A 23,017-nucleotide genomic window follows, 5' to 3' on the forward strand; every position below is an offset into this window, starting at 1 on the left:
TGTAGACCTATTTGTTCCACTACTTTCCTAAACTGAAATGTAGAGACAAAAAAGAGCCCGGAATCATAAAGACCCCGGGCTCCACACCAAATCACCATGAATTATCTGAATTTTCGTTTCTTCTTGGGCTCAAACTCAAAAGAAGTCGAACCATCTGCCTCTAATTTTATAAATGCATCAAAAACATTCTTGTTTTTACTTATCATTTTTCGGATCAGAGGCGTACGCTTTTTAGTCAATAAACTCTCAATATCTTTATAGGACAACTGTACGCCACAAACATTCCGAAAAATAAACCATCCGCATTCCTCCGTTGAACATTTGACGACTTTCTCCCTGATAAAAGCCTTGTTTCCACATTGTGGACAATAGAGATCTGCATGCGCCATAGAGGATGCAGGTACCTCCAGCAGCTCAGAAGTAATTTCTTTTGTCAGTTTTTCGAGCTCCTGATGAAAATCTATGGCCTTCATCTCATTATTTTGAATTTTTTCAAATGCCAGTTCCCATTGGGCGGTCATGCCAACATTAGCAATAGTCTTTTCAGCAACAATGTTGTACACAAGCAATCCCTTCTCCGTCGGTACAAGTGATTTCTTATCCCTTACGATATATCCTCTGCCCAATAGCGTTTCTATAACCGAAGCTCGCGTAGCAGGTGTACCGATACCGATATTTTTCAAGGCTTTCCTTTCCTCCTGATTATCTATGGTATTTCCGGCGTTTTCCATTGCCGCTAGAAGCTCAGCTTCCGTATAAAGTGCAGGTGGTTTCGTTTTTCTACTCAATAGTACTGTACATTCGATCCTGAGATCTGCTCCTCCCTTTAAGGATGGTAGATTAAGTATCGAATCTTCGTCCTCATCCTCAAAATTTCCACCGATAACCTTCCATCCGGGCGAAGTAACTCTTATTCCCTTTAATCCGAAATCATAATGTAACACCGATAATGTAACATTTGTAATTTCACGATAACAGGCCGGAGAAATAGACTCCAGGAAACGAAGAGCAATCATATCATACAGCGCATTTTCAGATGCTTCCAATTGCGTTGGGATATTCTCGGTTACAAGTATTCCATGATGGTCGGTTACTTTTACATCATTGACGATATGCCTATTGTATCTTTCCCATTTGACCTTCTCCACTGCCTCCTTACAGGAACTTCTGACCTTTAATGCCAACACAAGCCCTGCAATCTCAGGCCATACATCCTCGGGTATATATTTTGATCCCGTTCTGGGGTAAGTAATAAACTTCTTTTCATATAAACTTTGAGCAATTTTGAGCGTTTTATCAGCAGAAAAGCCCAATTTCCTGTTCGCTTCCTTTTGTAGGGCCGTAAGGTCATATAGAAGAGGTGCCTGTAGTGTGCCTTCTTTCGTCGTTACCTCTTTGATCTCAACAGAGCCTTCACGCTCAATGGAACGGATAATTGACTCTGTTTTTCCTTTATCTTCCCACTTATCACCTGATACACTTTTAAAGCTTATACCCTCTTTTTGATGTTCCAGCCCGATCTGATAATAATTTTTAATCTCAAATTTTTTATTCTCACTGTACCTTTTACAGATCAACCCTAAAGTTGGTGTCTGAACACGTCCGAGGGAATAAAGACCATCCCCCAATGAAGTGGTCAATGCTTGCGTTGAATTGATACCAATAAGCCAATCCGCCTGAGACCGTTCTCTGCCTGCATGGTATAACCCATCAAAATCATTTCCGTCTTTTAGATTTTCAAGACCATTGATAATCGCTTTTTCAGTAAGTGAACTTATCCATAAACGTTCAAAAGGTTTCTGGCATTCCAAATACTCATAAATATATCGAAAGATGACTTCGCCTTCCCTTCCGGCGTCCGTTGCAACAATAATACTTTCGCAACGTTCAAAAATTTCTCTGATGACATCTAACTGTTTTTTGGACCCCGGATCATCCATGTATCCTTTTTCCGCCTTGATCTTCCTAATTGTAAGTATAAATTCCGCTGGAATTATGGGAAGGGATTCCCTTGAAAATCCCTTCACACCATAATTCTCCGGCATCGCCAGCCCCACCAGATGGCCGAAAGCCCAGGTGACCAAAAAGCTGTTTCCCTCCCAATAGCCGTCCTTTTTTTCACTCGCCCCAACAATACGCGCCAGCTCATGGGCAACACTCGGTTTTTCCGCTATAATCGCTTTCATGACTATTCTATAATTTCTGGGTTTTAGCACCTTGCTTATTGTCCTGAGCCTGCTTCGGTCTTTCAACGCTAAAGTCGAGCTTGCCAGTTTCCTTATCATAGCTCAGATTACCGGAATACAACCTAGTTTTATCGTTGGTCAATAGATCCTTCAAGAAAACTGTCTTCCCTTTTTCCAAAAGTGCTTTATCTTTATCGGTCAATTTCCTGCCCCTAAATTGATCAGGAATTCCTCTAACTTCCTGTTGGGCCTGCTTTTGTCCCAATCCATCATCAACAAAAACAAACTTCCGTTCATCCGCACTAAATTGTATGGCTTTACTAAACAGCTCTCCACTTGATGCATTCTTCATTCCTTCAATAAGAACAGGTTTACCCTCAAATAGCTCCTTCTTCTGCACATCGCTTAATTTAACTCCACCAAATTCATCCCTTAATTTGATCCACTCCTGCGGATAAGATACTGGTTCCTTGGTAAACCGGTCTAAACTTATAAGGGCAGAGGTCGGTTCTCCTCCATCATAATTAGTTATTTCAACCACTCGGCCCATGTTGCCGGTTTTAAGCAGATTTTGCTTATCCTCTTCCGTAAATTTGTGTCCAAAGAAAGGAGATTCCAGATCTGGTTTATACCTTACAAAACTCATCATGATCTGAACCTTGTCATCAACCTGTCTCAGGGCGAGTCGGGCATCTCCTTTTAATGGCGCTCCATCAATATTGGCCGCTAATGTAAATACACGGTCAGTTTTATAACCTTTAAGAAGTTTATCCAGCTGTCCGGTCTTTTCCAGTATCTCCTGGTTGAGACCAAACTCACGTGCTACATTCCAGTCAATCTTGTTAACGTCATACTTGTACTCCTGCTTAACAGCATTTTCTCCATTGTTTGTTTCTTGTTTTGCTTCCATTTTTTCCTCTTGTTTTAGTTTATTGTTATACTTTACTTCCAGTGCATCCAAAAGTTTATTACCTTCGGGAGTCGGATTATCAATAGCGTTTTGCAGCTTTTTTAAAATTTCATCCAGACTGATTTCTGGTGCCTTGAAGAACCTAAATGATATTGGATCATTTATCCTGCGCCAGAAATTTGAAAAGAAATTACTTATTGCATCGCCTTTGTCCACCCGCATAAAGTCGGTAAGGTTTGATTTTTTTACTTCGGCAGTGTGTAGATTGCCTTCTTCATCAACACCTTTTACTCCTTCTATCTTATTCTTTTTCTTATCCAGAACAAGCAGAATATCGGATTGCGGTTCCAGTTTATCGGCCCCTTCTCCTGTTGTTTTTTCGATTTGTTGATCCATATAAAAAGTTTAAATTCGGGTTGAAGATAAGCTGTCTCTTTACCGGGGCTTTCTGTTATTCCTATGCAGACCGCTTATTGCCTAAGCTTTCCGCCATTGTAGCATTCCCGGATAAATTGGTGGACGTCTGAGCTCTTGTAAAAGATCTTTCCGCTGATCGTAAAGTATTTGATCTTGCCTATTGTACGGTAACGCTGTAGGCAACGGTAGGTAATCTTTAGCATCTGTAGCACATCCTGATTGTCGAGCAGTTCCTCACCGTCTATACTCAACCGTTTCTTCTCTCTGTTTTCTAAGTCTCCGGCAAGGATGTCAAAACGTTTCATAATACGGTCCATCCAGGCCAAAAATTCTGATCGGTCTATATTCATAGCTCTTTTGCTTTGGTTTATAAAGCAAAATTGACACTGATTTTCCGGCAGATTCCCACAGGTGAACTACCCATATTCTAGTCATATGGATATTTTTTTAACGATCACTAGATAGATTTAACATGATTTACATGGCAGCAACCTGTCAGATATGACTAACACTGACCAACGATATGGGTAAAAAATAAGGGCAATCATAGAGATTACCCTTGCCATCTTAAAATTAGGTGTTTATCAGAGTTCATTGTCCATATACTGCTCCAATGAACTCTTTAAATGATGGAGGTACCTCGCTCTTTGCCCGCCCCGAAACTTCATCTGGTAAAAGGCATGATGAATATCCCCAAGACTCACTTCAAAAATATCTTCAAACAGCTCGCTTATTCTTCTCAGGCCAATTTTACCATTAGAAACACTACGGGAAATGTGCAGCGCATAGATGAGTTCAATAAGGGCATTTTTAGAATGTGTCCATGAAAACTCTGCATCTTCATTAATATCTACAAATGTATTTTCAGAAAAAGTGGGTTTTGTGAACTTGGAAGACAGATACGACTGGAGCAGTTCATACGATATGATACGTGCGACCTTATAGTCATAAAAAGTCGAAAAGTCCCGATCGACCTCAAAAAAGAAACTATTGATTACATCAAAGTAATTGAAATTCCCAAGTCTAAAAAAGTACTCATCTTTATCAGTCCGGCCAGATCTGTAATAGCTGTAAAAATCAGATCCGGTAACATGCTTTTTATATTCTTTATTAAGAACTTTAATCTGTTCAGTATAATAAGCGTCTGTTAGGTCTCCATTAGTTGGACTCGAGGATTCAATACGGACGACCTTATTATAATAGATAAGTCTTCCCAGAATATGGGGTTTAACATTCTTGAAGAAGCCGATCTCCTCCATAATACTTTCAAAACCATTTGACACCATTTTTTCTTTTAAATCGATTAATGTTCGATCCAGATATGACACCATATGGTAGGCTTCATCTATGATACTTTTTTTACTCCGCGACACTTCTTTCTCTTCTTTCTCAATTGATAATAAAATGTTTCTATAAAATTGTTTCATGCTGTTTATTTTTAAGTGAATAACAACCCACACAGCGTTTTTCCCTTGAAAATATATCCCGCACCATTGAGATACAAAATTAAATATACGATATATTATTTTTCTCAATTGTTTAATTAAATCCTATTTAGTATTTGCAAGAAACGAATAATTATTCGTACAGTCTACCACAAAATCTGAAAGCCTTATTTGTTATAAGTTCTTCCACAGTCAAGAAGATAAATTATTTATGAGTTCCATTACCAAGAAGACTTTTGAATTTACACAAAAGTGTAGTTTTTCATTTCCCAGTATTGTGAATTTGTAATTTTATTTAACTTAGAAATTAATTAAATAAAATTAATCTAAACTAATAACCATTATGAAAGTAATTAAGTACCTTTTGCTCAGTATTGCCTCTTTGGGCTTTCTATCCTGCCAAAGAGATGATATGTCAATAACCAAAAAAGACAAATATGATGTTAGTATAAAGGAAGCGAGGGATCTGGCTGGACTTGTGACCCAGGGGTCTTTAAAGCTATCCAAGCAGGCAAGCGGAAAGGCTGGGGAATCAAAAGAACGAACTGTTAAAGAAGTGATTGCTTATCCCAATGACAGATCTCCCGCTTTTTACATCATAAATTATGTGGACAATGGCGGGTTTATCCTTCTCGCCGCAGACAAAAGATCAGTACCAGTTATCGCCTCTTCTGCCCATGGTAACTTTATTTTCAACGATAAAACAAGTCCTGAGTTAATAAGCTGGGTGGATGCTACCGTGGAATACATTGAGAATATTGAAAAATATAAAACAAATAGAGCAGTAAATTCTTCAAATGTTAATCCCCTGTGGGATGGACCATGTCCCGACGGAGTATTTAGAGGAATAGACCCAGAATTTGGGATAAATACCGTTTGTGAGATGGAACCATGTAATTACCCTGACCAAGAAATTCTTCCTAAAATAAACTCTAAATGGGGACAAGGTGTAGGATATAATGATCAATTAGCTTATATGGGCTGTGTATACTATAGCAATGGTAAACCACCAGTGGGGTGCGTTGCAACAGCAATGGGACAAGTTATGAAGTACTACGGCTATCCATCTCAATATAACTGGAGTGGTATGCCGCTCACATTCCCGACAAGTGAAACCGCAAAATTGATGAAGCATATTGGGGATGCAGTTGACATGGACTGGCAATGTAGCGGCTCAGGTGCAAATACACAAGATGACGTAGCTAGTGCATTTAAGAACAATTTCGGATATAGTTCTGCAAAATACATGAATTTTAGTCCTGAGAAAATGTTCAGCGAACTAGCTGCTGGTAGGGTTGTTATCATGAGAGGAGGAGAAAATGTAAATGGTACTTATGCGAATGGTCATGCTTGGGTTGTTGAGGGAGCAAAAAGAACATGGACCTGTGATTGGGACTGGGAAACCGGCCAGGTAATCGGCGCATATTCAAATATGTATGGTTATATGAACTGGGGTTGGAATAGTGTGGATAATGGGTACTATCAGACCGAACATCTGATCAACTCTAACGGAACTTTTAACTATAAAACAGGAATGGTATACGATATCCGTCCATAATTTTACTTAAATTAGAATATATGAAATTAATATGTTTGGTAGCTGTTTTCTTAGCATTAGGATCTTGTAAGAAAGCTGAAAATAATGGTGGTTCAATACATGTGGAGCAACATTTAAAGGTCTCTTTTGTGAGTTCCGAAAAAAAGGATATTTTAAAAGAGATCGGCAATTCAGCTATTTCCAAAATGAGACTTTATTATCTTAGTCAAGGTAAAAAAGTTCTGTACGATAATCCGAACCTTACTGATCGATATGGTATCCAATTAATGGAACCAAACGATCAAACAAAACTTTACCAGTTACAGCTTTTATTGAATAATGTAGGAACTATTGGTGAAAACATTGGTTCTACTACCTATTTAGATTGGGAAAACGGTAAAGTGGACACAATTGTAGGTTATTTTTTCAATGATGAAAATAACCACATACTTACTAAATTTAAATTTAATAACGTAGAAGGTGGACTAAAAGAAAAGCAAGGATTGGTAATTGTCAGAGAGTAATTTTCTTAAAGACTACTTATCAATTAATTTTAATAATTGATTTCCAATTAAAAATGAGTTGGCTTCATATAAAAAGCCAACTCATCATATTTTATCATTGAGCTAATCGCCGTTCTCTTCCATCAATCTTCTATGCGAATAGCATACAGCCCCTTCATACGCTTCCTCTAAGTCAAGTGATGTACCACAAACGGCACACTCTTTATTAACTTGAGTATAACCGCACGCAAGACAGCAATCATCCTCAAAAATGTAAGTAGGTTCATTGCAATCAGGACAATCCGCATAAGGGCAATCACCTCCATCCATAACTGCAATATGAGCTTCCACTCCAAATTCCTCTTCTAAACAATAATTGAGAACATCTTCCAGCTCGAACTCGTTACCACATTTTTTACAATTTAAATTTAAGGGCTGACCTGGTTCATACACTTGATTATGTACTGCCTGTACAAGTTCAGAATCACATTCGGTACAACGAACATGTTGTATTGCCCTTGCAAGTGAAGAAAAGGTCCAATCGACCTTAGTAAATGATTCTAAACTTTCTTCCTTTTCTTTTTCATAGACCTCTTCTACCTCCAAAAAAATATCCCAAGACGATTGCTCTAAAAGCTCAGCTGCTTCTATATCTAAATAAGTTTTAGAAAAATCTCGGATAATTTTAAACGACTTCGAAACAATCTCATTTACAACTGAAGGTGACTCATCAGTATAATAATGCTCAATGTTATTCCTAAGTTTGTTAATCTGTTCAAAGGCCATCCAGTTTACTTGAATGCCCAGTCCAGCAAATCTGTCCTTTATTTGTTGTACATCAACAGTCTTTTTTCCAGATCCAAGAAATGACCAATCTCCATTAGGTCCTATTTTAGGTTTGATACTCTGTTTTATTAATACATCATCACTTCCTTCAGGAGACATTCTACGCAACTTTTCTTTAAATAAAAGAAGCATACCAGCGAAAATATTCCTAATTGCAGATTTTGACCTCCTTGGGTCTTCGCTTTTGTAGTCTTCCAAGCCTATTTCGATCGCATCAACTGCGTTTTCTAAAATCTTCATCACAAAAAATATATACGCATAAATTTACTTAAAAAAATATTCAGCAATATGAAATAACAAGGAGTTTCCTTTTAAATGTCCCTCAGATTAATCAATAGATTGATTATCAACAAGTTTCATTTTCTGTATTGAAAATAAAATGTCCTATTTAGTAATTACTAGGAACATATCATTATTCGTACTCTCCACTTCAAAATCTAAAAACCTTATTAATTATCAGCTCTCCAAGAATGAAGTAGCACAAAGTCTGATAATAAAAAAATCACTATATTGTTCTATTAAACCATATAACTAATGCCATCACCACAAATTGACCTAGATAAGCACTACCGCGTGCATGTCGGAAAGAAGGGGACATTCTATCCGGACAAAAATCCGCTTCACAATTCAACAACCGAAGAACTTGACGCACTTCTTAAGCATGTTTATGAAAGTAACAGCTCCAAATTACTATTATATTTCCATGGAGGTCTAGTCTCAGCAGAAGAAGGACTGGCGTCGGCCGGTCGAATTGTTAATGCCATTACAAGTGATACTGATGTACACCCTGTCTGTTTTATCTGGAAAACAGATTGGAAAAGAACCATAATTGAGAATTTGGATACCCTTGCACATTCCGACCTATTTAGAAAAATATTGGTCAAAGTATTGTGGTCAGCTGGTAGTACTTTAGGTATTGAAGTAATTGGAACAAGTGGCGTGGCCCGCGGTTCCAATATGCTTACAGAAGAGGAGATTGAATCTGAACTAACAAAAGAAATTCCATTTCAAAATTACAGAATAGACCAAACTGCTAAATCTGCCAACCTTAACTTTGAAGATAATGCAGAATTATCGGCATTACAGGAAGTCTTGCTAAGGGAGGAACTGACAGCATTGCTAAATGAACGATTTGAAATCGATACGGAATTTCAAAATATTGTTCAACAGGAAAAATCTCAAAAGGAATTAGAATTATTAAAACCAGAGTATGTCGGTTCGGAAACTGAGGATGGAAAAGGACTTTTTTCATTAGCAAAATTTATCATTGGGGCAGTGAACGTTACCATACGTGTAATAAAAAGATTTGCGGCAAAAACTGATCACGACTTTCATCCAACAGTAGTAGAGGAAACTGCGCGCGAAATCTGTATTGATCTTGCTGGAAATTGGCTCTGGGGCAGTATGAAGGAAAAGGCCGAGTTTATGTGGAAAGAGGATGATTTCACTACACCGGAACAGGAATGGCATGTTGGTTATTATTTTATAAACAGATTATTACAATACCAGCAGGAAACTGGCAAAAAACTAACAATTGACCTTGTTGGGCACTCTGCAGGCTCCATTGTTATCTGTCATCTGATAAAATTAATCGCAAATAATCAATTTGATATCACTTTCAGGTATATATTCTTCTTGGCTCCAGCCTGTCGATCGGATCTTTTTGAAAATATCATCCTCAACAACCAGCATTTATATACATCATTTAAATGCTTTACTATGGCGGATGAATTGGAAAAAATGGACAAGGTATTCTATTCAATTTATCCGTACTCTCTACTATATCTAATCAGCGGCATATTAGAAGAAAAAAGTGATACTCACATTTTAGGAATGCAGAGGCATGTTACAGGGGAATATCCGTACAACACTACGAAGCTACTTCGAATAGCTGAGTATTTTAATATTCAGGGAAATGCTATCTACTCAATAACAGATTCGACAGCTGTAGATGGACTTCGCTGCTCAGCTGAAGCTCACGGTGGTTTCTCTGATGATGATGAAACAGTAAAAAGTATCGTTTATTTAATACAGAATTAGTGACTATGCCAAAAAATATTCATGATTTTGCAGTTGTTGTCGGTGTTAGCCATTATAAAATTCTCCAAAAGTTAGATGGTCCCGAACGAGATGCCAATCTTTTTCTGGAATGGCTTAAAGATGAAAACGGAGGCAACCTACCAGAAGAAAATTGTTATTTATTACTATCACACATAGATAATACCAAGCCGATACAGGATATGATCGATGACTGTTTTGAAGAAATTCTGGAACAAGTTCTCGTTACACCCGGACGGAGATTATATTTCTTTTTTTCAGGTCATGGCATTGGTGTAGAATGGGATGCTACGGCTTTAATATTACCGAAATGGACTGAGGTTCGACGCGATTATGCGCTTTCTGGAAAAGGATATCAAAACAGGTTAATGAAATATGGAGCATTTCAGCAGATATTCTTTTTCTTAGATTGCTGTCGAAATACCAGACCATCAGTACAGGGCGCTGATCCTCAATTTAATCCAATCGCGAATCTATTAAATACTAGGCGATCTCCTTCCTATATATATTCGGCAACAGAGTTCGGTAATAAAGCTTATGAGGCTGATAATCTTCAAGGAAATGCCACATTACCTGATGATACAAAAACGCAGGGATTATTTACCAGTTCATTATTAAAAGGACTAAAAGGAGCCGCAGAAATTGATGGCAATATCACCACAAAAAGTTTATCTGACTATCTTTCAAGAGAGGTACCTCCGCTTGCACTGGAAAAAGCAAATGTTATTCAGAAACCTCATTTTATACCTTCCCATACTGACATTGAAACAGTCATATTAGACAATATTGCTCCCAAGATAATTGAACTCAAAATATTCTTTATGACAGATGGCTTAAATATAGTTTTAAAAACCCCTGAAGCGGAAATAATACGGCATGTGTCCAGTTCTACCGAACCATGGATATTAAATGTAAAAAAAGGACTTTACATCATCTACAATGAAGAGGATGTAACCACCCTTAAACCAATTCAAATTGACGGAATTTTAAATATTGTACACCATGAATACTAATCAAATTGAAACTATGACCGAATTCTCATTTCATTTTTCCGTTGTCGGGCAATTGTCGGAATTTGTCAAATTGCAACTATTCGATGGGTACGGACAAATGGTTGCGGAAAACTATGAAAGAATTGATCTAATACTTCCTAAAGGGCTTTATCAACTATATATTTTTTCAAATGAAACTTTTGAAAAAGAATATATTGTTCTGGATAGAAATTATGAAGGGAACTGGAACAACAGGGGTTCATACTCCTCTATACCAAATAGTTTCCTAGAAAGTTCACATAGCTATTATACTGATGCAGTTGAGAAATGGAGCAAAAAAACAACGATGGATCGATTGCCAATTTTAAGGGAAGACACTTCTCTCTTTATCTTTTTCCGGTATCCCAGTAAAGAAGCCAGAGAAGGTCAAACAAAAGGATCAGAAACGATGAGCTGGCGTTTTTCCATATTGGACAGCAATCGTAAAAAAATATATCAGTTTAACGAAGACAATGCCAAGGAAGACAGAAATACAGGCTGGTTAGCCTTTAACGCAACACTGCCGCACGGCATATATTATCTTGTGTATCGGGGCCATAAGAATACCACGCGAGAAATACCATTACAGGTATTTGCACATTGGCAAACACAGTTTTTTTTGACTTTTAAAAAAACACCTATATTTTCTACAGCCCGTATACAGATTGTTCAACCTTTAGCTGATGACATTATAACGCAAGAAGATAATTTGCAGCTTGACGCACTTCTACGTAATATGCAAAATGGGAATTACTTTGTTCCAAAAAACATAATAGACAAAACTGCATTTGATAAATGGTATAATCCAATGCTGGCAATTGCTGTTTGTTATGCCTACCTGCTAAGCCCACAGGAAACGGATAATAATCTATTCAGAAATATTATACGAAACCTTGAACAAAAAATTCTAAACTATAGTGATTCAAGTGATATCAAAATCATTAAATTACTTGCTGCCATCCATTTCAATGAAGAAATACCTGTATTAGACATAGATACACCTTGTATGGTGAATGCGGGAATAAAGACACTTATAGAACAGAATATCCGTTTTCCGGAGAGAATCAGGATCAGTGGACTATGTGAACTTATTTTACCAGATTTAAATAGTGATATGGTCTGGACTTCATATACACCACCTAATTATAATGTCTTTGAACACAAAAATGTCTTTAAAATCAGTGATACTCTCTTACTCGATTTCTCTAATTTTCCAGATGTATTAATACCTGAGGTAGATACTCTGGGAGAACCATTGATTGTATACGCAAAAAATGAAATTCCCACTGATTGGGTAACTCAAAGCATTATGAGTCAATTAAGTGCAAAATCCAGTAAGCCTTACACCTCGGCTGAATTAGCAAAACAATTTCAGGTCAGTACTTTTTACGTCGAAAAAAGTCTAAGAAATATTCAAAAGGTAATTTCAAATAATTTCTTAATTGATATCATGCAAGAAAAAGGTGATTTTTCACAGGAAGAGATCATCATGCTGAAAGATAATATGCAAAAAATAATCTAAAGATTCACTTCAACAAATGGGAGTGTAACTCAAACTGTGTCATTGGATAATTAACCTAATTCTAAAAACCTCTATCCAGCTTGAGCCTATCTCCAAATTTAATATAAAGTTGAGATATCGTCAAGCCCCAGTTGTGCATCGGCATTGTCCACTTTTTAGAGATATCCTTTATTATCAGGAACATCAACTTCATAAGAGCCTGTTCAGAACTGAATGCACCTTTAGACTTCGTGATTTTACGTATCTGACGGTGCATTCCTTCAATAGGATTAGTGGTGTAAATAGTCTTGCGAACCTGCTCATCATACTCAAAGAAAGTGGATAAGTTTGTCCAATTATCCAGCCAGGATTTAGCGGCAATTGGATATTTCTTACCCCATTTCTCTTCGAAAATAATTAAGTTTTCGTAGCCCATTTCTTCGTTAACAGCTTTATAAATTGGCTTTAGATCTTCAATGACAGCTTTTTTATCCTTTTCTGTAACATAGCGCATACTTGATCTGATCTGGTGGACAATGCATAACTGAACTTTCGTTTTTGGAAAAATAGCCTCTATAGCTTCAGGAAAGCCCTTGAGCCCATCGATACAGGCAATCAGGATATCCTCGACACCGCGCTGCTTCAAGTCTGTGAGAACCGATAACCAGAACTTTGCACCTTCATTTTCTGAGCTGTAAAGTCCTATCAGGTCTTTACGCCCATCCATTCCAATACCCAAGATATTATAAATGGCCCTGGACTCAACAGTGCCGTTCTGACGGACTTTATAATGCATGCAGTCTAGAAAAACAAAGGGATAGACGGCCTCTAGCGGACGATTTCGCCACTCATTTACAGCAGGCATGACGCTTTCTGTGATACGGGATATTTCCGTTGCAGAAATCTCCATAGCATACATCTCACGGATAAAATCACTTATAGCACGTGTGCTCATCCCTTTGGCATACATACTCAGCACGTGACCTTCCAATAGCTCTGTAATTATAAGCTGACGCTTGGGAACTACCTTAGGTTCAAATGTACCGGATCTATCCCGCCCAGACTCCAGTTCAAAAGTACCGGTATTAAGACCCCGGACAGTCTTTTTTGTCTTTCCGTTCCGACGATTGGAATTACCTGAAGCCTTATCTTCCTGAAGGTGACTCTCTAGCTCGCCATCCATCATAGACTCCAGTAAATGCTTCATTAAGGGCGCTAGAACGCCGTCGTTGGGAGATAAACTCTTTCCGTTATAAAGACCTTGCATAGCTTCCTCTTTGAAGCGTTCAAAGTCGAATGGGGTCTTTTCTTTCATGACCATGTCGTTTGAATAATTGAATATAAATAATCTTATTGAATTATTCCTCTGACACAGTTCACGTTACAGTCTCCAACAAATATATTAAAAGGGCTTATAAGTTTTACATACTCATAAGCCTTTCTTTTTATAATGTCTCTCGAATTAAATTTTGTACCAATGGTGTACTAATTGCATTTTAATTTTAGGACACACAGATTTAAAGTGACTGATCCGATGATGTAGTCCTAATATTTAGAATCAGATGATTGGACATTCGTGATTTCCTTTTATCCTTAATTTCCAGAAATTCATCTTTATATTGAAGATCTTCAAAAGTTATTGTTTCCATTTTGCTGTTTATCTGCTCAAAAATAACATAAAGCCCATTTCGTAGAAAAGCACCTCCAATTGACGGGTTTATCTCCAATAATGGCATTTCTTTCCATATATGGTCATTTGCATTCTTACCAAATGTCTTTATGATACCCTCAAACATCTTGGTGGCTAAACTTAAATAAGGAATCCCATTTAAAATATCCAGCGTTTTCAATTCCGGAACAGAATCAAAAACTCCCTTTATTTTATTATAATACACCTCTGCATCAGTATCAAGCTCAAAAAGATCAAATTTGAGATTAATATAATCTGCGAACATAACATTCCGGAAAATCCCCTTAAATAGAAAACCACTAGCATAGTTTCCGTCTTTTACCTTAAAGTCAACTAAGTTGGTGACTTCATTTTCTCCACCAGAGGCTGGAGCTGTCGGATTTCTGGTATTAATAGAAATTTTAAAAAGTCCCTCTTTTGTTCCTCCCCAAAAATCCGGTAAATGATCATTATAAAATGCATTTACATCAAGTTTCAAAGCTTTTAAAGTTGAAGTAGGAAATGATAAATCCTCTAACTTTTGATCTGCTGCTGAGATTACGGGGTAGGCTTTACCAAGTACGGGCCTTGAGTCGGTACCAAAATCAACAAATCCAAGGCGAAGAGCATTTTGGGATGGCGCAATGGCAACTCCACTTGCATCTGCCAGTTGTCTCTGGCTTTTATAGAAATTATCCATCGCGTCTATATATCCCTGACCAGCTGAATCTTTCCTTTTTTTGCTACCTTTTTTCGATTTTACAATGAGTGATTTACCAATCTCTACGGCTATTTTTCCTATTGTATAATTTACATCATTAGCATCTACACGACGCCCTTTATGATATATACCCGCAACATGTAACCACTCATGAATCCAGTGCGCTGCAAGTGATAAATAATCATCCTTCTTAATCCAATAATTGAAAAATGACACATTTGTCCTAATTGTCGGATCACCAGGATTAACTTCACCAACTGTACTACCTCCTAGTGAGTCGTCCAAAATGATTAATAGGTTTATAGTATTATCTGGTAACGTTTTTCTTTCTTTTCCGGTATTGATTATCTCAAGAATCTGGTCATTATTGACTTTAACGTATTTGCCATTATCATCATACAATGTGCTATAAGAAAATTTAGCTTCTTTAACCCCGCTTAGAAATTTTTCATCATTTACTATTTCAGTTAATAATGATACAGCGTTGTCTGCAAATTTTTTTTCACTGTCACCTACATTTGAGCCCTTGAAATTATCAAGCGATACTTTGGTTTTAAAATTGGCTTTCATAAAATATTATTAGTTTTAATGGTTGCTTAAATATAGTCAATATTAAATCTAAATAATAAAACATTTTATTAATAAACCTGCTATACCAGATCAGAACATAGAGTCCATGTAAGTTAGGTTTAAAAAGACTGTCACTTAGCCATCTTAAAAGAAATCTTGCAGCGAAGTAGCAAACCACCGCATTGGATTCGTTATTTTACATGAGTAGAGGATGAAAGGGCTCTCCGTTACAACACAGGAAACCCTATACAATAAATTGGATATCCGAAAATACAAGAACTAAATTTTCTATTGAGCAGTTAAAACCAGTAAAAAGGAAATCTTAAGACATTTTAGGATTATTGCCAATAGGTATTTAATAAATGCGCTAAAAAAATGTAAATATCGTCTGTAATATCAAAAAAGTGAAAATAGTATACTTAACAGGATTCAAACTAAAACACCAAAGCTTTAAAACACTAAAAATCAATCACATACAACCAAAATATTTTCTATATCTAAAAAAAAAGAGTTCCTGTAGCCTACTGTCAAGTCACTGAAAGAGACAACTATTTGATAGTTGTCTCTCTTTTTTTACGCATAAAAGTCTCTATATCAAACTTTTACAGCCTGACATTTTATGGTTTGAATTTTTTGATGTGAAATCTCTAGTCCATCTGAAACAGACAGTCTAAAAGTGCTCTGTCAGAGATTTCATCGGTATTGAAGCATAGTTTGAAATCCCATTAAGGTTCTAGTATTTTTTTCTCTTTCGGTTTATCATAATTTTTTGATACTAAATATAGTAATTCCAATATAATTTTAGCTTCCTTCTCATTTACCTGAACTCCATTCTTGGCCAGAATAATAATTGCTTGTTCTACTGAAACATTCCTATCAATGAAATTCATTTTTCTTATTAGGTTTTCGGTTAATTTTTTTTAATAATATTTTTGAAAATGCTTGATTCAAGTCCAAAGAGAGATCACCTGTTTTATAATCAATATCAACTGGTGGAATAAGACTCACAAGACTTTTTTTATCTGAGATGTCAAACTCGGAAAATTTTTGAAAAACTTCGACTAATTTTTTATCTTTTATTTGGTCCTTTTTATCAATAGCTTTTAATTTAAGAAAAATATCACGCGCTTCCTTCTTAAGATGCTTAATGTTAACTTGATTCTCTTTTTTTAATTCATTGTAGTCATCAATTTTTAATACTCCTGCTAAAAACAACTTTCTGCCTTGAGAAAGAACTTGCCCCTCTTCTTTTATTTTTCTCTCAATTAAATTTTGATTGTACAAATAACTTGCTTTCAGTGTCTTTATATTCTGGTCTTGTAAAATACATTTAAATAAGTCAATTGTATTATTTGATAGTATTAATTGCTGAAGCTTATTTTGATAACAATCATTCAGAAAAACTGCGTTTATCCTTGTCCTACAGCGATCATGACAATGATAATATGGGTATTTTCTTGAACTTCCTTGTGCAATACTTCCAGTGAGTTTTCTATCACAAACAGGACAAATCAAAAACCCTCTAAGAAAAAACATTGCTTTTAAATCATCCCTTTTAGCTGTAGTTTTTCTTTTTGTATTAATGACAGACTGAACCTGATAAAATAACGATTCAGATATTAAAGGTTCATGCAAACCTTTTATCATTTGTTCTTCATCAGATTTAAGTTTGACTGATATAAGCCCACAATAAACTGGATTCCGTAAAATTCTGAAAAAGTGTGACCGTGAGCATATCAATCCTTTCTCATTAGCCATTCTCATGATTTCGGAAATCTTATGATCGTTCTGGGCAACTTGATGAAAAGACCACTTTATAATATCCGCTTCAGGTTCTTTAGGAGCAATAGTTTTTTTACCATCCATTAATGTCAAATTAATAAATCCGATAGGTGCTTTATTAGGATACCTACCCATCAACTTCGCTCGACGAATTCCATTTGCAGTATTTTGAGCCCTTCTGGTATTTTCCGCCTCTGGAACAGCTAAGTATACAGCCAACATAACCGTGCTTTCCGGCACAGAGAAATCAATTGGTTGATCAATAGCCATCGCTATCGTTTTATATTTTCGAAGTTTTCCAATCATTTCGTAAGCATATTCAACATTCCGGCTAAATCGGTCCCACTTGATAAATAATATGTTCTTATCTTCTCCTGATGATTTCTTTTTAATTTCTGAAAATAATTCTTTCCACTCTGGCCGGTTGAAATTTTTGGCAGAGTAGTCTTCGCGATAGATTCCTTTGACTTCGATATTGTTATATTTACAATATTTCAATAATCTATCCTCCTGCTCTGGTAGGGAGTAACCTTTTCTTTTTTGTTCGTCTGTACTTACACGGACGTATAAATAGGCTGACTTCATATAATTAATGCATTTATTTGATTTACAAATTAATATTTTTAAGTATATGAAATGATAAACAAAAAACAATTTATGCTGTATCAATTAAAAAGGGAAATTCAGTAGAAAAATTGGTATAATTTGGAATTTGGTTACACATTAACAGTAAATCCTAATCATGCAAAGCTGGATCCTAAAGTGAGACAGGTAATATTTCACTTTTTTATAATCTCTGAAACTGTCAACCGTATATTATTCAGCTCTTCATGCAATTCTCAAGATCCGTTCTCCATTAAGGTTTTCATTATTTAAATGGTAATGAGCATTAATTAGTATTGATTTTAATTGACATTAAACTATCTTTTTATAGTGTTCTTTTAATTTCTTCAAATTCTAGAGATGTTGATCTAAATTCATTTAGTAAAAGTGCTTTATTTACACCAACTAGTTTATTATCTTTCAATATCAAGGACTTTCTATGGTGTCTAAAAATTTTAATTGCAGTATTCCTAGACAACCCGATATTCTGCAAAGCTATCACCTGTGGTATTTGTGTTCCATATTCCAAGAGTGTTGCCCAATTATCTCCGGCTTTGCTCTCTCCTATAATAGCCACCAAAATTTGATAGTAATGATTGAAATACTTTTCTAGAATATAGCGAAGAACATATTCAATGTCATCGATAAGCTTCTCAATTAGAGCATTTATATGCCTTCTATTTGTCTTATCAAATACTTCATACACTCTAAAATCAACTTCTACCTGATATCCATTATCATGATTGTAGTCGATAGATTGACTTATTATCTGGCTTAAAGAAAACCCCTGGACCCATTGGTTCATCAGCACTGCGTAGTATTTTAAACTGTTTACATTTGCGAGCTTCTTTTCTGTTTTATCCCACGAATATAATCTGTGAAAATCGATCAATACTTTAAGGATACTCTCATATTTTATAGCTCCACTGTTAGGTAATATACTTTTTTTTGATTTTGATACAGCTTTGTAAATTCTTTCCTGAATCTCAAAATTGATAGTTTGATTGAACTTCAAGATCGACTTTGGAATCTCAAAATTAATAATCCCTTGCTTCGCCAAATCGATGAGCTTTTGCTTATTATCTTCAATTAACTTATCAATTATTGGACTTTTATAATTAGCTGTAGTTTCTAAAGTGTCAACTTTAATTATATTCGCAATATATTTTAATATTTCTTTCTCTACTTCAGAACCAGATTTTATCTCTTCATTTTTAAGTGCCTTTTCAATTTTTTTAAGATTATGATCAATCTTAGTCAGAATGGTAGGCTGCAGTTTAATATCCTTTCTTATCAAAACATCCTTGTCAACCCATTTAAAATCCTCATACTGAACACAGAAAATATTTCCCACTAACTCTCTTGTCAATCTTCCTGCCCTTCCAGAAAGATTCCAAAAATCAATTGGTGACAAAGTTGTTTTCGAACCACTTCTATTATCTATAATAAAAATATTCTGTGTAGGCATATTAACTCCTTCCAGTAATGTTGAAGTACAAAATACATAACGGATCTCTTCCTTTTGGTATAAATCTTCGATCAAATTTCTTATCAACTGGGGCAATTTTCCATAGTGATATGCCACTCCTTTTTCTATAAAATCAACTAAATAATATTCCGGATGGATGTATTCTTTAATATTTTTTATTGCCTGCTCAACAAGTTCACTCTGCTCAATTCTTGGAAGTAACTTTGAAAGCTCAATTGCTTTATTCACCGTATTCCTCTTGGAATAACAATAGATGAGATTATTTTTATCAGCTCCAATAAACTTGATAAATTTTGTAATTGAATAATCCTTGCTATCATCAAGTATGTCCTGCAACTTTAAAACTGAATTATTGGAATAAGACTCAACCTCTTTAGTCTCAAGGTTAACAAAATAAATATTTTGAGATACAGGAGACTCTCCTGTTCTAAATGAATTTTGTATATCCCTATTGAACAGTCTCAAAAATATTTCAGGGTTGGAAACATTTGGGGAAGAAAAATACAATTTAACATTCCCATACATTTTCTGAACTTTTTCAATAGCCGAATAAGTCGTAACACTACGGGCATCTTTATCATTTGCTAATTTGTGTGCTTCATCAATAAATAAAAAGCCTATTGGAGGATTTGTATCTTGTGACAAATAGCTAAGAAGCCGTTCTGGGGTTAAAACAAAAATATAATTGTATTTTTCTTCAGTTAAAATATCAGATACATTTGAATTAATAAAGATTTTATATTTATAAGTGTCCAGAAGCTCATGAAGTTCATTTTTTAAATCAGAAAAAAATTGATTGATAAGAGCTCTGGTGGGTACAATGATTACGATATTTTCTGGTGGACTGTTCTTTATCACCTTTTTGATAAAAGATTTGATGATAAAAGACTTGCCCATGGAAGTCGGTCCGGAAAAACTAAACTCGGTACTTTTGGACAGCTTATTAAATAACTCAAATTGCGTGTCTGTAAAAATCATTCCGTTTCCATCTGGAGCCTGCTGTATCAATCGTTTAGATTCGGTTTCAATTTCCCTAAAAATTGGGAGAAGTGCAATATTTTTGTTTTTATTTTCCAAATAATTAATCGCCGGAAAATTACCTAGTTTACTAAATATAGCTTTTGATACTGTTCTGTACACTTCGTTATCTTTGTAATCTTGATTCAGAGAGGCAACAATTTGATAAGATCTATTTCTCGCTTCAGAATTTTTAGAGTTGGATAAAATGTCTGCAAAACGCAAAGTGTCCCTCAACTCTTTTGTTGTAAATTGAACCCTGTTTGATTTTTTGAACAGGTTTTGCGCAGTTATCAAAGAACATTTATTAAACAAAGCATTGAAGTATTCATCTCGCAAAATATCCTCAGTCAGTTTATCGATAATTTTCATCACTCAACTATTTTTTCAATGATATGTTTTCTTTTATTTTGAAGGTCTGAGAAAGGAATGACATAGATATAAAACTGATACCCTGTATAGTCGCTTTTCTTTAGCTGATGATTTAACGAATTCTTCGCTTTAAGTACTTCTTTCTTGATCTTCTCTCTTATATTTTTGCGGAAGTCTGAATTACTAAGTTTGCTTTCATCATCTGTAATGGGAATATCAAAGCCCAAAAATATTCCGAAGGAATAATCCAGATATGTATCATCCTCCTTTGCACTCGGAATTATGATCCTTTTTAGCATTTCATAAGTTGTCTGATCATAAGCCTCTTTAACGAGTTCACTATTGATTAGGTCAATTTCAAACTCCAACTTTGATGTGGATTTTAGAAATTTGCTAATTGACCCAAAAGCCTCGTATACACCTTTACTGATATCAGAGTTAAGTTTTGATTCACCAAGAACGATTTGATAGTCTGTATCTGAGAGCTTTAAAAGGTGTACACCATCAGCTCCCTTGACATAATCATTGGAATTGGTTTTTAATTCCAATTTGGTAAGGATTTTTGGAGCATTTAAATGAGATTCAAGTAAACAGTATAATAAAATTTCGCCAAGTTCACCCTCGTTATCAGCATGATGTTTCAGTTTAGCTTTTGCCTTTTTTACAAGATCATTGAATTTATCTGCTTGTTTTAACTCATCAACTTGCTTACGAGAGAGAGCAAAATAACAAAGTTTGTTTCCAAGTTCATTTATAAGCTCGTCATAGCTAAATGCGTTATTTTTGACCTTTAAAGTAAAAAGATTTAATGTATTATTATTTTCAAGCGCTTCATTGCACAAGTCATTATAAAATAAATCTAAAAAATCATCTTTAATATTCTTCTCAATCATTAACAGTTATATGGTATTAGTATGCACTAAGTTAATAAATTAGTACTTACAGTTGATCCTTTATTTAATTTTCGTGCTAAAAATAAACTAAATTTCTATCGAATAACTACTGTTTCCCGTAATAGAATCCATAAAGCTTCACTCAAATCTATAATACAACAGAAAGAAGTAACTAAACATAAGTTATAAGAGAAAACAATTTTAAAAAACTTAGATTTTCAAAATAAAAAAATAAAGTAATCACTACCCGAATACTTACAACAACTTTATAAAGCCCGTAATGAAATCTTACGGATTCCCTTTTCTGACATTTAGATTAAATTCTTATCTTGGATAATTCGAAACATAAAATTCCAATTTAAAAAAGTCAATTCCCTAGTAATGAAAATAAATCCCAACAGCTCTATAAGAAGCGGATATAAATATGAAGATTTATTTACCTTAAAATTATGTGTAGATTGGTTATTAGACCCAAAACTATACAAAAGTATTCGGATTCAGTATAAGCCGGAAGATATTGAAATTACGCATTTTGCGATTGATGACATTGTTGCACAAAGGAAAGACGGAGGAATCGAATACTACCAAATCAAGCATAAACAGAACCCAGAAACTGATTTGTGGGATTTTAACCAATTATTTAATAAAGGGCTATCCAAATGGATGAAATCATACTTCGCACTAAAAGAACCAAATATTTTTTGTAGTCTTATAACTAATGGAAATATTGCCCCTGAAATTGAACAATGCCTGCAAAATGGATATTTGAATCCTTATAAAATTTTAGATGTCAATCCAGAATTTCTTGACAATCTGAAATCAATTTATACAGATCTAAACTTAATTAATATATTCTTTAGAGAGTTTTGCTTTCAATTTAATCAACCAAATAAAAAAGATCTGGAAGAAACTCTTCGAGAAATTTTATACAAACAATTAAAGGTTACTAAAGCCGGAGTTGATAGTCTTCTGCTTTTTATAGCGAATGAAGGAGCTGAAAAGCATCCGAAAACATTTACTTTAAGTGATATAAGATTACATCTATCGTGGGATAATCCCAGACCTTTAAATCAAAACTTTGAAATTCCTACAGACTTTGAGTTCTTCAACAAAAATACTCATCAAGATATTCTAAAGGACCTAACCAGTATAGACGGTGGGATTAAGGTATTTATAGGAAAACCTGGTAGTGGAAAAAGCACTTACTTATCTAAATTATATACATTACTTAAGAAAGAGAATACACTTGTATTTCGTCACCATTATCACTTAAATCCGAAGGACAATTCATATGCTGATCGATTAAACTCGGAACGTGTAATTGAAGGCTTAAAAGCTGAATTTAAAAAACAGAAAAATACCGTAATTTGTATGTCTTCAAAATAAAATGGACTTTCTCTTAGGGAGTATTTGTTAGTTTAAAGTTATAATAAAAGTTGATTTCCATAAAATTTTTCTGAGCTTTGA

17 protein-coding genes are annotated in these 23,017 nt (G+C 35.1%); 6 read left to right on the forward strand and 11 right to left on the reverse strand.

Going from position 1 to position 23,017, the window contains the following annotated elements; all coding sequences use genetic code 11:
* Positions 1-101 precede the first annotated feature (101 nt).
* The 4 genes from DRF65_RS14085 to DRF65_RS14100 form a co-directional block, all read right to left on the reverse strand.
* Positions 102-2,186, reverse strand: a complete 2,085-nt coding sequence (locus DRF65_RS14085) for a type IA DNA topoisomerase (RefSeq protein WP_115971395.1) — start codon at positions 2,184-2,186, stop codon at positions 102-104.
* A 7-nt stretch (positions 2,187-2,193) separates the two neighbouring features.
* Positions 2,194-3,492, reverse strand: coding sequence for a DUF3945 domain-containing protein (locus DRF65_RS14090; RefSeq protein ID WP_115971396.1), 1,299 nt, complete (start codon positions 3,490-3,492; stop codon positions 2,194-2,196).
* Positions 3,493-3,566: 74 nt separating this feature from the next.
* Positions 3,567-3,863, reverse strand: coding sequence for a helix-turn-helix domain-containing protein (locus DRF65_RS14095; protein ID WP_115971397.1), 297 nt, complete (start codon positions 3,861-3,863; stop codon positions 3,567-3,569).
* Positions 3,864-4,097: 234 nt separating this feature from the next.
* The gene (locus DRF65_RS14100; protein WP_115971398.1) at positions 4,098-4,940 is read right to left on the reverse strand and encodes an RteC domain-containing protein; all 843 of its coding nucleotides are present in this window, start codon (positions 4,938-4,940) and stop codon (positions 4,098-4,100) included.
* A gap of 361 nt (positions 4,941-5,301) precedes the next feature.
* Between DRF65_RS14100 and DRF65_RS14105 the strand changes: the two genes are divergently transcribed.
* A complete protein-coding gene (locus DRF65_RS14105; RefSeq protein ID WP_115971399.1) occupies positions 5,302-6,516 on the forward strand; it encodes a C10 family peptidase in 1,215 nt (404 codons plus the stop codon).
* A 20-nt stretch (positions 6,517-6,536) separates the two neighbouring features.
* Entirely contained in the window at positions 6,537-7,019 is a 483-nt protein-coding gene (locus DRF65_RS14110) for a hypothetical protein (RefSeq protein ID WP_115971400.1), read from the forward strand.
* 102 nt (positions 7,020-7,121) lie between these two features.
* Here the strand turns inward: DRF65_RS14110 and DRF65_RS14115 are convergent, their stop codons facing one another.
* The gene (locus tag DRF65_RS14115; RefSeq protein ID WP_115971401.1) at positions 7,122-8,084 is read right to left on the reverse strand and encodes a hypothetical protein; all 963 of its coding nucleotides are present in this window, start codon (positions 8,082-8,084) and stop codon (positions 7,122-7,124) included.
* Positions 8,085-8,378: 294 nt separating this feature from the next.
* Between DRF65_RS14115 and DRF65_RS14120 the strand changes: the two genes are divergently transcribed.
* The 3 genes from DRF65_RS14120 to DRF65_RS14130 are packed head-to-tail and all read left to right on the forward strand — an operon-like array spanning position 8,379 to position 12,455.
* A complete protein-coding gene (locus DRF65_RS14120) occupies positions 8,379-9,884 on the forward strand; it encodes an alpha/beta hydrolase (protein WP_115971402.1) in 1,506 nt (501 codons plus the stop codon).
* A 5-nt stretch (positions 9,885-9,889) separates the two neighbouring features.
* The gene (locus DRF65_RS14125; RefSeq protein ID WP_115971403.1) at positions 9,890-10,915 is read left to right on the forward strand and encodes a caspase family protein; all 1,026 of its coding nucleotides are present in this window, start codon (positions 9,890-9,892) and stop codon (positions 10,913-10,915) included.
* Entirely contained in the window at positions 10,905-12,455 is a 1,551-nt protein-coding gene (locus DRF65_RS14130; protein ID WP_115971404.1) for a hypothetical protein, read from the forward strand. The genes DRF65_RS14125 and DRF65_RS14130 overlap by 11 nt, the downstream gene beginning before the upstream one ends.
* A 61-nt stretch (positions 12,456-12,516) precedes the next feature.
* Here the strand turns inward: DRF65_RS14130 and DRF65_RS14135 are convergent, their stop codons facing one another.
* The 6 genes from DRF65_RS14135 to DRF65_RS14160 all read right to left on the reverse strand — a co-directional run bounded on the left by DRF65_RS14135 (position 12,517) and on the right by DRF65_RS14160 (position 21,550).
* Positions 12,517-13,749, reverse strand: coding sequence for an IS256 family transposase (locus DRF65_RS14135; RefSeq protein ID WP_115971419.1), 1,233 nt, complete (start codon positions 13,747-13,749; stop codon positions 12,517-12,519).
* Between the two features lie 202 nt (positions 13,750-13,951).
* On the reverse strand, positions 13,952-15,394 hold the full coding sequence (locus DRF65_RS14140) for a hypothetical protein (RefSeq protein ID WP_115971405.1): 1,443 nt from the start codon (positions 15,392-15,394) through the stop codon (positions 13,952-13,954).
* 725 nt (positions 15,395-16,119) lie between these two features.
* Positions 16,120-16,284, reverse strand: coding sequence for a PTS sugar transporter subunit IIBC (locus DRF65_RS14145; RefSeq protein ID WP_115971406.1), 165 nt, complete (start codon positions 16,282-16,284; stop codon positions 16,120-16,122).
* Positions 16,271-17,761, reverse strand: coding sequence for a recombinase family protein (locus tag DRF65_RS14150; RefSeq protein WP_115971407.1), 1,491 nt, complete (start codon positions 17,759-17,761; stop codon positions 16,271-16,273). Before DRF65_RS14150 ends, DRF65_RS14145 begins: the two co-directional genes overlap by 14 nt.
* 343 nt (positions 17,762-18,104) lie before the next feature.
* Positions 18,105-20,657 carry a DEAD/DEAH box helicase gene (locus tag DRF65_RS14155; protein WP_115971408.1) on the reverse strand — a complete coding sequence of 851 codons (2,553 nt, stop codon included), beginning with the start codon at positions 20,655-20,657 and terminating at the stop codon, positions 18,105-18,107.
* Positions 20,657-21,550: a HamA C-terminal domain-containing protein gene (locus tag DRF65_RS14160; RefSeq protein WP_048501882.1), complete on the reverse strand. Its 894-nt coding sequence runs from the start codon at positions 21,548-21,550 to the stop codon at positions 20,657-20,659. Before DRF65_RS14160 ends, DRF65_RS14155 begins: the two co-directional genes overlap by 1 nt.
* A gap of 381 nt (positions 21,551-21,931) precedes the next feature.
* On the opposite strand from DRF65_RS14160, the gene DRF65_RS14165 reads away from it, so the two are divergent.
* Positions 21,932-22,936: a hypothetical protein gene (locus DRF65_RS14165; RefSeq protein ID WP_115971409.1), complete on the forward strand. Its 1,005-nt coding sequence runs from the start codon at positions 21,932-21,934 to the stop codon at positions 22,934-22,936.
* Positions 22,937-23,017: the final 81 nt, after the last annotated feature.

Source organism: Chryseobacterium pennae (assembly GCF_003385515.1).
Taxonomy (GTDB): Bacteria; Bacteroidota; Bacteroidia; order Flavobacteriales; family Weeksellaceae; genus Chryseobacterium; species Chryseobacterium pennae.